Source organism: Rhizobium sp. RSm-3, from assembly GCF_001854685.1.
GTDB lineage: Bacteria > Pseudomonadota > Alphaproteobacteria > Rhizobiales > Rhizobiaceae > Rhizobium > Rhizobium ecuadorense.
This window is the reverse complement of record NZ_MAWZ01000014.1, coordinates 1-13,521: the sequence shown is the minus strand read 5'-3', so window position 1 is coordinate 13,521 and position 13,521 is coordinate 1. Positions and strand designations below refer to the sequence as shown.

Below are 13,521 nucleotides of genomic sequence, written 5' to 3'. Positions count from 1 at the left end.
ACGAGCCGTTTTCAACCAACAAGCGCGCCGGCGCTCGAATCCGCAGACGTGCTGGGAACGGCAGGCAAGGCTGCCGTTCCCAGGGATTGTCAGTCATTCTTGCCGGCGGGCGCGGGCAGCAAGACGGGCTCGGCCGAATGTTTGGGGAGCATCAGTTGCGCCAGAATGTCGTCGGCCGAATGGCTGGAACCGCCAATGCCGGCTTCGCGCAACTGACGATCGAGATCGCCGCCGTTTTCCAGTGCGGCGAGCTCAGCACCGGCTTCGATGCGGCCGGCAGTGACTTCCTGGCGTTTCTTGATGCGTTCGAGACTTTCGACGGCGCTGCCGAGACGGGTATTGATGCCCGACTGGTTATGGGCGATCGCCGACTGAGCGCGCAACAGCGACTCGTTGGCTTTGACGTTCTCCACCTCGCGCTTCATCTGAGCAATGCGTGCTTCGGTGTCCTGGATCGTGCGCAGCATCTGTTGCTGGCGGGGCAGCAGCCGATCGAGTTCTTCCTGGTCGCGCTGCACTTCGGAACGGCTGGTGGCGATGCGCTGCGCCAGACCCTGGGCGAGATCCGTACGGCCCGCCGAGATCGCAGCGCGCGCGCTGTCGGTATCCTTGGTTTCCTTTGCGCGGTTTTCTTCAAGCCGGCGCATGACGCTCTTGTTGGAGGCCATGATGCCGGCCAGATCGGATCGCGCCCGGCGCAGCGACTGTTCGGCGTCGCGGATTTCCTGGTCGAGAATGCGCATGGACTGGCTGTCGGCGGCGGCTTCCGCTGCCTCGTTGATGCCGCCGCGAATGGCGGTGAAAATCTTTCCCCAGGTGCTCATGCGGCAATCTCCCCGCTCTTCCATTCTTCAATCATGTGTGCCGCATCGACGGCATTGGCCGCCAGAATCGCCACCTCTTCGACCACCGTGTCGGCCGACGAGTGCGCCGACAGCGAACCGAACAATTCATACCATTCCTCACCGTCGATGGTGGTGATGCCGAAGCTAGAGAGCGGCACGAACTTATGCGTCTTGAGCACCATGCGTTCGAAGGCTTCGCGCTTGGGCACGTCCTTGCACGGCAACAGAACGGCGCTAACAAGGATATCGCGCTCCCCGCTCACCGCGACGAAGACGTCGAGATCGCCTTTTTCCTTGAGAGTCACGCATATGACGTCGCCCTGTTCGGGTACGGCCACATCCACATCACCGAGTGCCTCCGGATCGGCGGCGAACAGGCGCGTTAAGGTGGTGAGGTTCCAGGTCTCCAAAAAATCCTCCATCGGTTAGAATTTCGAAAAATATCTGGGTATTCGATATGCCACTTAAAGGGGTGGCGCGCTAAATAAATTTCGCTAGGCTACGCATCGGGAACGGGGGCGAATCGCGTGCCATTTATCGCTTCATTACTGCGGCGTGTATATCTCTCGCTCAGCGAATTGGCCTGGTCCGCTCTTTTTATTCTTCTCGTGATCCACTTGGCCGCCTCCTGCCTGCTCTTTATGCTGGCCGGCGAAGGCGATCTTGTCGGCAGTCCGATCGATTTTCTTTATTACTATATGGTGACGGCAACGACTGTCGGCTATGGAGATTTGTCTCCAAAAGCGGGATTTGGCCGGATCATTGCCGTGCTGTTCGTTCTTCCCGGCGGCATTGCCATCTTCACCGCTGTTCTTGGCAAATTGTTGACAACGATCGGCACGATCTGGAGGAACCGTATGCGCGGATTGGGTGACTACAGCGAACGCACCGGCCATATCATCGTCCTCGGCTGGCAGGATGGGCAGACACACCAGACGCTGCGGCTGCTGCATGCCGAACGGCAGGCCAACGAACCGATGAGCGTTCTGGTTGCCAAGGACCTGGCGGAAAATCCCGCCAGCGATTTCGCCGACTATATCAGAACCGAGCGGCTCGCCGATGCCGAGGCTCTGGCCCGCGCCGGAGTGGCGCAGGCCCGGGCGATCATCGCGCGCGGAGCAAATGACGACGAGACGCTGGCCGCCGTGCTGATTGCCGAGGACCATGCGCCCAATGCCCATATCGTCGCCTATTTCGCCGACGATCGCACAGCTCAGATGGTCAAACAACTCCGGCCGCGCGTCGAGGCGGTGGGCTCGCTAGCCGAGGAGCTCTTGTCGCGTGCAGCCCGGGACCCGGGCTCTTCGGAGATCACCGCACGGTTGCTGTCGGCCGCGTCCAACGATACGGCCTTTTCCCTGCCGGTTCCGCCTTTGCAAAAGCCGTTGCTCTATGGAGATGTGTTTTTGAGCCTCAAGCGTCAGCATAATGTGACGCTGGTGGGCTTGCTGAGCCAGGGCATAACCGACCTCAATTGCCGGGACGAGGTGCTGATGCGGGGCGGCGAGACCCTTTACTACATCAGCGGAATGCGGCTAGATCCCGCTGCCATCGCTTGGGCTCGAATGGGAGACGTATCATGATCGGCTGGTTCGGCAGAGACAAGAATGAAAAGCCCTTGCCCAGAGAGCTTGGCCCCTTGAGCGCCGCCATCGGCGGGGCTCTGGAGATCGATTTCCTCTCCCTCGAGGCCGAGGCTTTGGGGGGCGAGCCGGCCATGCCGCTGCCACGGAGCGGCCCCTTCATCATTGCCGGCTACGGCGAGAGTTCGCTCGATGCGGCAACGGTTCTGTCGCGTTACTACGATGAAGACCACCGGATGATTCAGGTAATGTCGGCGTCGGGCCAGCCGGGCGATGCCGTCGACGACATCAGCTTTTATCAGTCCTGGGACAGCGTCGTGCCGGCCGGGCAGGGCGAATGGAACCGCTGGACCGGGCCGGGCGGCCTGATCGGCCAGCCATCCTACGATGCCGACGGTATCCTCTATAGCCGCTTCTGGGGCGAAGGGCCGGAGCGTGCGCAACTGGTGGAATTTGTCGAAAAGGTCGACGATGGTGACGTGCAGCGCTCCATTCACCAGACCTGCATGCTGTATTACCGCCCGCTTGGCTCGACGCGCGAAATGCTTCTGATCAACGTCGAGCGCGATCTCGACCTCGGACAGAGCCAGGCGGGAAGCTCGGTGGAATTTCTGATCGGTTACGGACTGGCTCCCGCTGATGTCCGCCGCGTCTGACACCCTATCAATTTTTGACGGAGGAGTTTTTCAATGCTCGATTACGTGGCGGGTCTGCCTGCCTTCCTTGGTTATTTCGCCGTCGGTCTTGGCGCCTACGTTGTTTTCGCGGTGATCTACACATTCCTGACGCCGCAAAAGGAAGTCCAGCTCATTCGTGCCGGCAATCTCGCCGCCGTCACGGCATTCCTCGGCGCGCTTGTCGGTTTCAGCCTGCCGCTGGCTTCTGCCGCCGCCAATTCGGTCAGCATCATCGACTACATCATATGGGCGGCGATCGGCATTCTGGCGCAGATCCTTGCTTTCTATATTGCGAATTTCACCATGCCTGATCTGCACGAGAAGATCACTGCCGACGATATCGCCGCGGGCATATGGGGCGGCGGCATTGCATTGGTCATCGGTATTCTCAACGCCGCCTGCATGACCTATTGAGGGGAGGGGAACGATGCGCAGACGTAAGAGCGGGCACAGACGACCTTTCCTCGCCCTCGGCACCATCGCTGCCTCGACCCTGGCGCTATCCGGTTGCGGCGACCAGACACCTTCGGAGGTCATGTTCACCTCGGTCGACCAATGCGTGACCTCAGGCATGGACCGGCAGGTCTGCCAGGCCGGCTATCAGGATGCCATGCGGGCTCATCTCGCCACCGCGCCGCGTTTCAACGGCATGGCGGCCTGCGAGGCCGAATACGGCGCGGGCCAATGCACCGAACAGCCGGCCAATTCAGTCCCCAACAATAGCGGCGGAAGCGGCAGCGTCTTCATGCCGTTCCTGGCAGGCTACATGCTGTCTTCGGCACTGAACAACATCACTGACTATTCCGATTATCGCCGACGCCAGGAGGCGATAGGCTACTACTACGGTTCGACGCCGATTTATCGCAATCGCTCAGGGCAGACGGTAACAACGACGGTTCGCTCAGGCGGCGCGGGCGGAGACAGTGTGACTGCGCCCTCGCGCCAGAGCGTCAAGCCTGTCAACGTCAATACCCGCACCGTCGCCCGTCAGGGCTTCGGCGGCCGTTCGTCGTTCAGTTTCGGCGGCTGACATGAAGCGCATCACCCTTCCGGCCCGTCCCGACTGGCGTGACAAGGCGCGCGCCGTCGGCTTCGGGTTTCACGTCATGTATGGCGAGCCCTACTGGCTCGACGATGCCGCCTATACTTTCACGCTCGATGAGATCGAGACTGAGATCGAAGAGCCGAGCCAGGAACTGCACGACATGTGCATGGATATGGTCGGTGATATCGTCAAAAGTGAAGAGGCGCTCGACAGGCTGGCCATTCCGGAGGATCTGCGCGATGTGGTGCAGCGCTCCTGGCAGCGCCGCGACCGGCACCTCTACGGTCGGTTCGATCTTGCCTATGATGGCAATGGCCCCGTCAAATTGCTCGAATACAACGCCGATACCCCGACTTCGGTGTTCGAGACGGCCTATTTCCAATACAACTGGCTGACCGACCAGATGGCTTTGGGCACCCTGCCCAATGATGCGGACCAGTATAATTCCCTGCAGGAAAGCCTCGTCGAGGCGTTCGAGCAGTTTCCCAAAGGGCCGATCTTCCACTTCGCTGTGATGACCGACAATGAGGAGGATCGAGGCACGACGGTCTATCTGATGGACTGCGCAGTGCAGGCTGGCCATCGCGTCGAGCTTCTGGACATACGCGAGATCGGCATCGATGCTGAGGGCCGTTATACCGACCTGCAGGATCGGGTGATCGATCGCTGCTTCAAGCTATATCCCTGGGAGTTCATGCTGCGCGAGCCGTTCGCCCGCGAACTCGCGCGCTCCGGCGATGTTTTCATCGAGCCCGCCTGGAAGGCCGTGCTCTCCAACAAGGGGCTTCTGCCTCTGCTCTGGCAGCGCCACCCCAATCACCCCAACCTGCTGGCCAGCTATTTCGCCGACGACCCGGCGGCTTCGGCCTTGACGGATTATGTGCGCAAACCGCTGCTGTCGCGCGAGGGCGAGAACGTCACGATATTCCGCGATGGCCGGGAATTTGTTTCCGCTCCCGGCGATTACGGCGACGAAGGCTTCGTCGTCCAGGCCTATGCCCCGCTTTTCGAAAGCGAAGGCGGCTTCGCCGTGCTCGGCAGCTGGGTCGTCGGTGATCGCGCCTGCGGCCTTGCCGTGCGCGAAGACCGCTCGCGCATAACCGCCAACCTGTCGCGTTTCGTGCCGCACGTCATTATCGATTGAGAGGGATAGGTCCTCTTATGCAAACATCAGAAACCGTTCTCATGACTTATCCTGTCGGCGCCTATTCAATGCCCGGAACCTGCTTTTTCGATCTGGCTCCAACTGCAGGCGGCGAGCCCTATCGCATATTCCTGTCCATTCCGGCGCAGACGCCGCCGGCGGGAGGATGGCCGCTTCTGGTGATGGCCGACGGCAACGCCACGTTCCCCTTCGCGGTGGCCAGCCTGGTCACGCAGGCACCTTATCCGACGGGCACGAATGTCGGCTGGGGGGTGATCGCGGCGATCGGCTATCCCACAGACGAGCCCTATGATGCGCTCCGCCGGTCCTGGGACCTCGGACCTCCGCCGGTCAAATCCTATCCGCCTTTCGTTGAGGGCGGTCCCCCGGTGGTCATCGGAGGGACCGGTAAACTGGTGGATTTCATCGAGAACGAGCTGATACCGCGGATTGCGGAGATGGTGAGCCTGGATCCGCTGCGCCGATCGCTTTTCGGGCATTCCTTCGGCGGCCTCTTTACCCTCTATGCCCTGTTCGAGCGTCCGGGTCTGTTTGCCAATTGGATTGCGGCCAGCCCGACCATCTATTGGGAGAACAGTGAAATCCTCAACAACGAGGCGCAGCGTCAACTCATCCCGGGACATGCCGCCTTCCTGCATTTGTCCGCCGGAGAATATGAAGGCGATGAGCTTGCTCCCTTTCAGTATCGGAACGAGGATGCCGCCATGCGCCTGGAGAAAAGGAAGGCGGAGCGGACCATCCTCCTGGCGCAGGAGATGGCGGAGCGATTGACCAGCACGGCCGATGGATTGCGTGCCGAATTCGAGCTTTATGCCGGCCAGACCCACATGTCGGTTCTTGCGGCGGCTGTGAACCGGGCGGTCAGTATCGCCTTCGCCGTCGGGGGACCGACCGGCGCGTGAGGTCTTCCCGGTCATTGCCGTCGGCGCCTATGGCGAGGTCTTTAAACCATCGAGAACTGCCGCGCCTCGGCTCGCGGCGCGGCGACGGAATGGCGCTTGACGAGCGAGCATTCGAGCTTGGCAATTGGATAGCGCTTGCCGGGCATGGTTTCGGGGTTGAGATGTTCGATCGCCCATTGCCCCATGGCAAGATGGGGAAGGACCGATGTCGTCAGCGGCGGGACGAGATGTCGTGAAATTTCTTCGTCGTCATAACCCACCACCGACATGTCCTGGGGAATACGAAGCCCTGCATCCTTGAGCGCTTCGTAGCAGCCGATGGCGGTGCGGTCGTTCTGGCAGAAAATCGCGGTCGGCGGCTCTTTCAGAGCAAGCAGTTTCATCGTGGCGGCATAGCCGGCACCGGCCGACCAGTCGCCTTCGATGACCAGTTCCGGATCGAAGGGGATATCGGCGGTCGCCAGCGCCCGGCGATATCCCGTCAGCCGGTCCTGCGCGGCCTGCATCCAGATTTCGCCGGTGATTGTTGCGATGCGATGGTGCCCGTGCGTGATCAGATGCCGGGTGGAGCTCTGGCCTCCCGCGATCTCGCTCGGCACGACGGCCGGAAAAGCATGGTCCGCCGTATAACAATTCAAGAGGACCGTCGGGATGTTGAGCTTGCCGATATAGGACGGAAGCTCGACCTGGCGGGTATAGATCGTCATATAGATGAGCGCCGATATGCCGCCGCTGGTCAACGCCTTGATGGCTTTCGGCTCCATGACGGGGTCGCTGAGCGTCTGGGCGACCAGCAGGACATTGCCGGCGTTCCAGGAGGCTTGCCGCGCGCCTTCGATCGCAACGATCGCTTCCGGGCTGGTGGCAAGTTGATCCACGGCGAAACCAATCACATTGTCCAGCCCCGAATAAGAGGCCTTCGCCGTATAGGTCGTCCCGGTGTAGCCGAGCGCGCGCGCCGCCTCCCACACGCGGTCGCGGGTCTGCTGCGAGATACGGGTGCCGGGTGTGTCGTTGAGAACGAAGGAAACGGCCGCCTGCGAGCAGCCGGCGGCGGCGGCGATATCCATCATCGTCACGCGGGCAGGCTTGTCCACGGCGGGCTTATTGCTCTTTTGGGTCTTGGGTTGTCGCATTCGCGGAAAACTGTTTTCTGCTTGGGTTTGCCATTTTGGTAATTAGTATTAGCATCTATCTGAAAGCGTTGGCAATTGCATCAATTGCTGCAATGCCCACAGTTACTGGCAATTGCCAGTACAAAATTGCATCCTGGTCCATGCATGATGAAATGTTTTGATCTGGATTGATAATACTATTTACTAATTAAGATTCTTCTATACCGTCACGGAGCGATCGGAACCAATGCCACTCGTCGCATTGCGACGGCCCTGGGAGGGGGCGCATCCGGCCGGCCGTAAGTCGAAAACGGGCCCATGCGACTGCGGCCCCTCGGGAGGTGTATTATGAAACAGCTGAAACGCAATGCAGCCCTGTTCTTGGCCGGTTTGATGCTGAGCGCGGCGCCGGCTGCCGTATCGCATGCTGCCGACAAGCCGACACTTGCATTCGTCGTCAACGGAGCGTCCGACTTCTGGAAGGCCGCAGAGGCGGGCGTGAAGAAGGCGCAGGGCGAAATGCCGGACTACCAGATGGAGCTGAAATATCCAGAGCAGGCGGCTGTCGCCATTCAGCAGCGGCTGATGGAAGATCTCGTCAGCGCCGGCGTCAAGGGGATCATGGTCTCCGCTGTCGATCCCAAGACCCAGACGGACGGCCTCAATAAGATCGGCTCGCAGACGGCTCTGTTCACCACTGACAGCGACGCGCCGAAGACCAACCGCGTTGCCTATATCGGTTCTTCGAACGTCGACGCCGGCAAGCAGGCCGCTGAAATCGCCAAGAAGGCGATGCCGGACGGTGGTAAATGCATGGGTTTCGTCGGTCTGCTCGGCGCCGATAACGCCCGCGAACGCATCGAAGGGATGAAGGAAGGGCTCAAGGGTACCAAGATCGAGCTTGTCGATGTTCGCGGTGACGACATCGACCAGACGCGCGCCAAGAAGAACGTCGAGGATGCGCTGGTGGCCAGCCCCGACCTGACCTGCATGGTGGGCTTCTACTCCTACAACACGCCGCGCATCTATGAGGCGCTGCGCGACGCCGGCAAACTCGGCCAGATCACCGTGGTCGGCTTCGATGACGATCCGATCACGCTCGGTGGCGTCAAGGAAGGCACGATCGCGGCAACCGTCGTACAGCAGCCGTTCGAATGGGCCTATCAGGGCATGAAATTGATGGCCGCCTACCTCAAGGGCGACAAATCAGGCGTTCCCGCCGATGGCCTGATCATCATCCCGACGGTGATCATCGGCAAGGATGACGTTGACAAATATGCCGCCAGCCTGAGGGCCATGGCTGGAAAATAACCTCTTTCGCGGCGGCGGCACTCACCGCCGCCGCGAAAGGCATTTCATGCCGACGGCATCAGCAGCCATGGACAGCCGATGAACCATAGTTCCGACATCCCGTCACCGGGCGCGCCCGGAACGCCATTCCTTTCGCTTTCCGGCGTTGGCAAGACCTATCCGGGCGTCGTTGCGCTCGAAGGCCTGTCAATGGACATCATGCCAGGCGAGGTCATCGGCCTTGTCGGCGAAAACGGCGCTGGAAAATCGACGCTGATGAAGATTCTCGGCGGCGTGATCGCCCCCGACCGAGGCACGATCCTGCTCGACGGGGCGGAGCATCGTTGCCTCACTGTGGAATCGAGCATCTCATCCGGCATCGCCTTCGTGCATCAGGAACTCAATCTCTTCGACAATCTCGACGTTGCGGCCAATATCTTCCTCGGCCGCGAGCCGCTGAAGGCCGGACCTTTCAAGCTCGTCGATCGCGATCGGCTGCGCGACATGGTGAAGCCGCTCTTGAAGCGCGTCGGGGCGCATTTTTCCGCCGACACGCCGGTGGCGTCGCTTTCCCTTGCCGAGCAGCAGATGGTGGAAATCGCCAAGGCGCTGTCCATCAACGCCAGGCTCGTCATTTTCGACGAACCGACGTCCAGCCTGCCGCTGGCCGAAACCGAACGGCTTCTCAGCATTATCAAATCGCTGAAAGCCGACGGCATCAGCGTCATTTTCATCTCGCATCGCCTCCACGAGGTTGAGCGTGTCGCCGACCGTGTCGTCGTGCTGCGCGACGGCACGCTTGTCGGCACGCTCGCCAGGAAAGACATCGGCCACGACCAGATGGTGAAGCTGATGATCGGCCGGGTGCTTGCGGCCCGGACCGCAAAACCGCAGCGCTCGCCGGGCTCGGTGGCGCTGAAGGCAAGCGGCGTGCGCACCGAGGCCTATCCCGGCCGTCCCGTCGATCTGGAAATCCGCTATGGAGAAATCATGGGGCTTGCGGGCCTCGTCGGGTCGGGCCGTACTGAGCTTGCAAGGGTATTCTTCGGCATCGACCGGAGCTACGGCGGGACCATCCTGCAGGACGGGCAGGAAATTTCTGTCCGTTCCGCCCGCGACGCCGTCGCTCGCGGCATTTTCCTGGTGCCGGAGGATCGCAAGCGCAACGGCATTCTTCTCGATTTCCCGATCGCCCAGAACATCACCCTTGCCGATCTTCCCAAGCTTTCCAGCCGCTTCATGCTTTCTGCCGACCGGGAGACGGCGGCGGCCGAAAAGCAGCGGGTTCGCCTTGCGATCAAGGCACCTTCCGTTTCAACGCGAACCGGCACGCTATCCGGCGGCAACCAGCAGAAGGTGGTGCTTGCCAAATGGTTGTCGATGAGCCCGAGGGTGATGATCTTCGACGAGCCGACGCGCGGCATCGATATCGGCGCGAAGAACGAGATCTACGGTCTGATGCGGGCGCTTGCCGATGCCGGGGTGGCAATCCTGATGATCTCCAGCGACATGGAAGAGGTGATCGGCGTTTCCGACCGCATCGCCGTCATGCATGAGGGCCAGATCGCCGGCATATTGGAAGAGGACGAATTCAGCCAGGAAAGCGTGCTTTTGCTTGCCGTCGGCAAAAGCGTAAAGTAGCGGCTGCGGCCAATACACAAGTATCGGAGAATGGATCTCGAATGGTCAAAAAAGATCTTGGACTGCTGCTTTTGATCGTCGTCGTCGGCATCGTCGTCGCCATCATCAATCCGCGCTTCCTGCTGCCGATCAATCTTGCCAATACCGCCAACCTGATCGGCCTGTTCGGCATCCTGTCGATCGGCCAGGCCTTTGTCATCATTACCGGCGGTATCGAGCTTTCCGTAGGTTCGCTCGTCGCCCTTCTCGGGGTGCTGTTCGTCGATTTCATCGCCGTCCAGGATATGTCCTGGATGTTGGCGCTGCCGCTCATTCTCGCGCTTGGCGCGGTCATCGGCGCTGTCCACGGCTGGCTGATCACCCGGCTCAACCTCCAGCCCTTCGTCGTCACCCTCTGCGGCCTGCTGATTTATCGCGGGGCAGCGCGATTCTACACCGCCGACGGAACGGCGGGCTTTGCGTTCGGCCAGAATTTCCCGGACCTCGAATTCCTGACCGCCGGACGGTTCTACGGCGTTCCCAACACCTTCATCACACTCGTCATCATAACCGTGGTCATGTGGATCATGCTGCATCGCTCCGTCTTCGGGCGTTATCTTTACGCCATCGGGAAGAACGAGGAGGCGGCCCGCTACTCCGGTATCCGCACTGGCCGCATGATCATGTCGGCCTATATCATTTGCGGGCTGCTGACGGCGCTTTCGGCGATTTATTTCGCCATGTACACACGCTCGATCTCACCGGCGAGCCATGGCCAGTTCTACGAACTCTACGCGATTGCCGCCGCCGTCCTCGGCGGCTTTTCGCTGCGCGGCGGCGAGGGCTCGATCGTCGGCGTGGTGCTCGGCACGGTCCTGCTCCAGGAACTGCAGAATCTCGTCAATCTGCTTGGCATCCCGTCGTCGCTGAATTTCGCCGTCATGGGCGGCGTGATCCTCATCGGCGTCCTGATCGACCAGCAATGGCACGCCATCCGTGTACGGCGCCGCATCGTCTCCGCCGCCCGGCAGACCGAGGCCCGTCATTCGAACGAAGGCAGTTTGCCGGTGGCTGCCAATCAGGATTAGGTCATCCGCTGCAGGTCACGCTCGCTCATCGCAATCAGTCCCATCCGCTTGTCTCCCGCGCCATCAAACGCGGGGAGAGTGACATTCCAACTTTGCAGAAACAGGACACTTCAACTTTGCGCCTACAAAACATGTCAAAGCTGATTAGAGGGGCGACATTGTCAGCCAGTTAGAAACGCGACGCTGGCTCTGATGATCAGCCCCGATCCGACCGGCTGGGCCGGGTTGAAAGGGCGGAGCGGGGGCGGGTGAGGGGCGCCCATCGGCTTTAGCTTTAAGACGATGCGATCGACGCCTCACTCGGCAGCATCGCGCTTTGCCAGCGCAGCTTTATGGCGTTCGATGACGGCCGGATCGTTCGTAAAATCCTTCCGCCGTCCCGGACCGTGAGCACGTCGCACATAGCCGTTCATCTCGCTGTTGGTCATCACCACCGGCTTCGACGGCTGCTCCTGACGCTCCTTGATATAAGACAGAACGTCGCCGAGCCGTTTGTTCTCGGTGATCGCCGCATGCGTCACCCGCTGGTCCTTGTCGAAGGTTTTGTAGGGCAGGGAATGTCCCTTCCATCGTACATCGAGGCGGCCGTCGGCATAGGCATAGGTCTCGACATAGCGGCCGGCCAATCCGCGCGTCACGTCGCTCTCCTCCAGCATGATCCGCTTACGCTCGAACGAAAACGTCAGCTGCGATCCGACATAGCGCTGCTCGCGTTTGCACAGGATCTCTTTCAACCGATCCGGTGCAAGATTTACCGGCCGGTGCAGGTCATCGGATCGGGCAGGGACAATCGCAAACCGCCCATTGTAGTCCACCATGAAGCCCGGCAGAAATGCATTGCCTGCCTCCATGCTGTCGATGCCTGCCAGTCGCAATTCCTTGACCAGACGATCCTGCAGCGTCCGGTTCATCCGCTCGACACGGCCTTTGGCCTGGCTGGAGTTTGCACAGAGAATCTCGATATTTAGCTCCGAGAGTGCCCGAACTGGGTCATGCCCTGACCACCCTTGGCCTCCTTCTTCGTCACCCGGAAGACCGAGTGCTTGTCGGAATAAAAGGCAGAGCGCACGAACCGCAACTGCATCAACCGGCCCGTCGCATCGTCGACAAACACCAGGAGCGAGCACGGATCTCCACGATCCTCGAACCAGCGATGCTCGGACCCGTCGATCTGCACCAGCCCGCCATAGGCTTCGCGCCGCAAGCGCGGCTGATGAAACGTCCGCCGCTGCTTGCGTGACAGCCACAATCCGGCCTGCGTCATCCAGCCGCGCAACGTCTCGCGCGACACACGCAATCCATCGCGCTCGGCAAGCTTCTCGGCCGCCAGCGTCGGACCGAAATCCGCATAACGTTCACGAACCAGCGTCACCGCATAATCGCGAACACCATCGCTGATCCGGTTGTTCGACGGCCGGCCGATCGCCTTGTGCCGGATCGATGCCGCACCGGTCGTTCTGATGCGATCCAACAGCCGCCGCACCTGGCGCTCGCTGAGAGCAAGCACATGCGACGCCGACACCATCGTCATGCGGCCGTCGGCAACCTTCGACAAAACCGCGATCCGCTGCAGATCACGCTCGCTCATCGCTATCAATCCCATCTGCAATCTCCGCCGTCATCAAAACGGGGAGAGTGTGACATTCCAACTTTGCAGAATCAGGACACTTCAACTTTGCGGCTACAACACCTGTCAAAGCCGAATAGGGCTGCGACGCTGTCGGCCAGTTAGAAACGCGACACTGGCACCGATGATCAGCCCCCGATCCGACCGGCTGGGCCGGGTTGAAAGGGCGGAGCGGGGGCGGGTGAAAGAACACCTCTTCGGCTTTAGCTTTCTCAATAGCAATTGTTCAGTCGCCGGCTGATACTCGCTTTTATCTGAATTGAGCGGGTAGGGATCAAAGCTGCACGATGCTTCCGGAAATCAAGCTGCAGGGTGACGTCGATGTCGCCGCGCTGTCACCTCTTCTTCGCGGCATGCTTCTGTCCGTTGCCTATGCTGACGGTGAGGGTGGCATAGGATTGACCGCGACCGGTGCTATGAACCGCAAATTCGTACATTGGGCCGCTGTGAACTTCCTGTGGCCCGACTTCACAGCCGAAGACCTCTACAGCATGAACAAAGTGCTGAACGAAAGCGACATGCCGCCGCTCTGGGTCGTGCGGGACATGACCCGCCATCTGAAGC

Annotated in this window: 11 protein-coding genes and 3 pseudogenes; 10 read left to right on the top strand and 4 right to left on the bottom strand. The window is 60.6% G+C overall.

Translation table 11 applies throughout. The features are described 5' to 3' along the window. Window positions 1-89 precede the first annotated feature (89 nt). Complete coding sequence (locus BBJ66_RS15700) at window positions 90-824, bottom strand: PspA/IM30 family protein (protein WP_071088167.1); 735 nt, start codon at window positions 822-824, stop codon at window positions 90-92. Further along, a complete protein-coding gene (locus BBJ66_RS15695) occupies window positions 821-1,267 on the bottom strand; it encodes a YjfI family protein (RefSeq protein ID WP_007634306.1) in 447 nt (148 codons plus the stop codon). The genes BBJ66_RS15700 and BBJ66_RS15695 overlap by 4 nt, the downstream gene beginning before the upstream one ends. 105 nt (window positions 1,268-1,372) lie before the next feature. On the opposite strand from BBJ66_RS15695, the gene BBJ66_RS15690 reads away from it, so the two are divergent. The 6 genes from BBJ66_RS15690 to BBJ66_RS15665 are packed head-to-tail and all read left to right on the top strand — an operon-like array spanning window position 1,373 to window position 6,217. Further along, on the top strand, window positions 1,373-2,428 hold the full coding sequence (locus BBJ66_RS15690; protein WP_071088165.1) for an ion channel: 1,056 nt from the start codon (window positions 1,373-1,375) through the stop codon (window positions 2,426-2,428). After that, on the top strand, window positions 2,425-3,084 hold the full coding sequence (locus BBJ66_RS15685) for a DUF2491 family protein (RefSeq protein ID WP_071088163.1): 660 nt from the start codon (window positions 2,425-2,427) through the stop codon (window positions 3,082-3,084). The genes BBJ66_RS15690 and BBJ66_RS15685 overlap by 4 nt, the downstream gene beginning before the upstream one ends. A gap of 33 nt (window positions 3,085-3,117) precedes the next feature. Beyond that, on the top strand, window positions 3,118-3,519 hold the full coding sequence (locus BBJ66_RS15680; protein WP_049734886.1) for a DUF350 domain-containing protein: 402 nt from the start codon (window positions 3,118-3,120) through the stop codon (window positions 3,517-3,519). A 13-nt stretch (window positions 3,520-3,532) separates the two neighbouring features. Beyond that, window positions 3,533-4,135 carry a DUF1190 domain-containing protein gene (locus BBJ66_RS15675; protein ID WP_071088161.1) on the top strand — a complete coding sequence of 201 codons (603 nt, stop codon included), beginning with the start codon at window positions 3,533-3,535 and terminating at the stop codon, window positions 4,133-4,135. A gap of 1 nt (window position 4,136) precedes the next feature. After that, window positions 4,137-5,294, top strand: a complete 1,158-nt coding sequence (locus BBJ66_RS15670) for a glutathionylspermidine synthase family protein (RefSeq protein WP_071088159.1) — start codon at window positions 4,137-4,139, stop codon at window positions 5,292-5,294. 41 nt (window positions 5,295-5,335) lie between these two features. Beyond that, complete coding sequence (locus BBJ66_RS15665; RefSeq protein ID WP_184342074.1) at window positions 5,336-6,217, top strand: alpha/beta hydrolase; 882 nt, start codon at window positions 5,336-5,338, stop codon at window positions 6,215-6,217. Between the two features lie 27 nt (window positions 6,218-6,244). Here the strand turns inward: BBJ66_RS15665 and BBJ66_RS15660 are convergent. Next, window positions 6,245-7,353 (bottom strand): annotated as a pseudogene (locus tag BBJ66_RS15660) (LacI family DNA-binding transcriptional regulator). 327 nt (window positions 7,354-7,680) lie between these two features. Between BBJ66_RS15660 and BBJ66_RS15655 the strand changes: the two are divergent. From BBJ66_RS15655 to BBJ66_RS15645, 3 genes are all read left to right on the top strand, one after another. Further along, window positions 7,681-8,643, top strand: coding sequence for a sugar-binding protein (locus BBJ66_RS15655; protein ID WP_071088153.1), 963 nt, complete (start codon window positions 7,681-7,683; stop codon window positions 8,641-8,643). A 78-nt stretch (window positions 8,644-8,721) separates the two neighbouring features. After that, window positions 8,722-10,263, top strand: a complete 1,542-nt coding sequence (locus BBJ66_RS15650) for a sugar ABC transporter ATP-binding protein (RefSeq protein WP_049734880.1) — start codon at window positions 8,722-8,724, stop codon at window positions 10,261-10,263. Between the two features lie 41 nt (window positions 10,264-10,304). Continuing rightward, the gene (locus tag BBJ66_RS15645) at window positions 10,305-11,330 is read left to right on the top strand and encodes an ABC transporter permease (protein WP_049734879.1); all 1,026 of its coding nucleotides are present in this window, start codon (window positions 10,305-10,307) and stop codon (window positions 11,328-11,330) included. Between the two features lie 296 nt (window positions 11,331-11,626). Here BBJ66_RS15645 and BBJ66_RS15640 read toward each other — a convergent pair. Continuing rightward, window positions 11,627-12,933 (bottom strand): annotated as a pseudogene (locus BBJ66_RS15640) (helix-turn-helix domain-containing protein). A 311-nt stretch (window positions 12,934-13,244) separates the two neighbouring features. Here BBJ66_RS15640 and BBJ66_RS15635 point away from each other — a divergent pair. Beyond that, window positions 13,245-13,521 (top strand): annotated as a pseudogene (locus tag BBJ66_RS15635) (hypothetical protein); the annotation flags it as partial.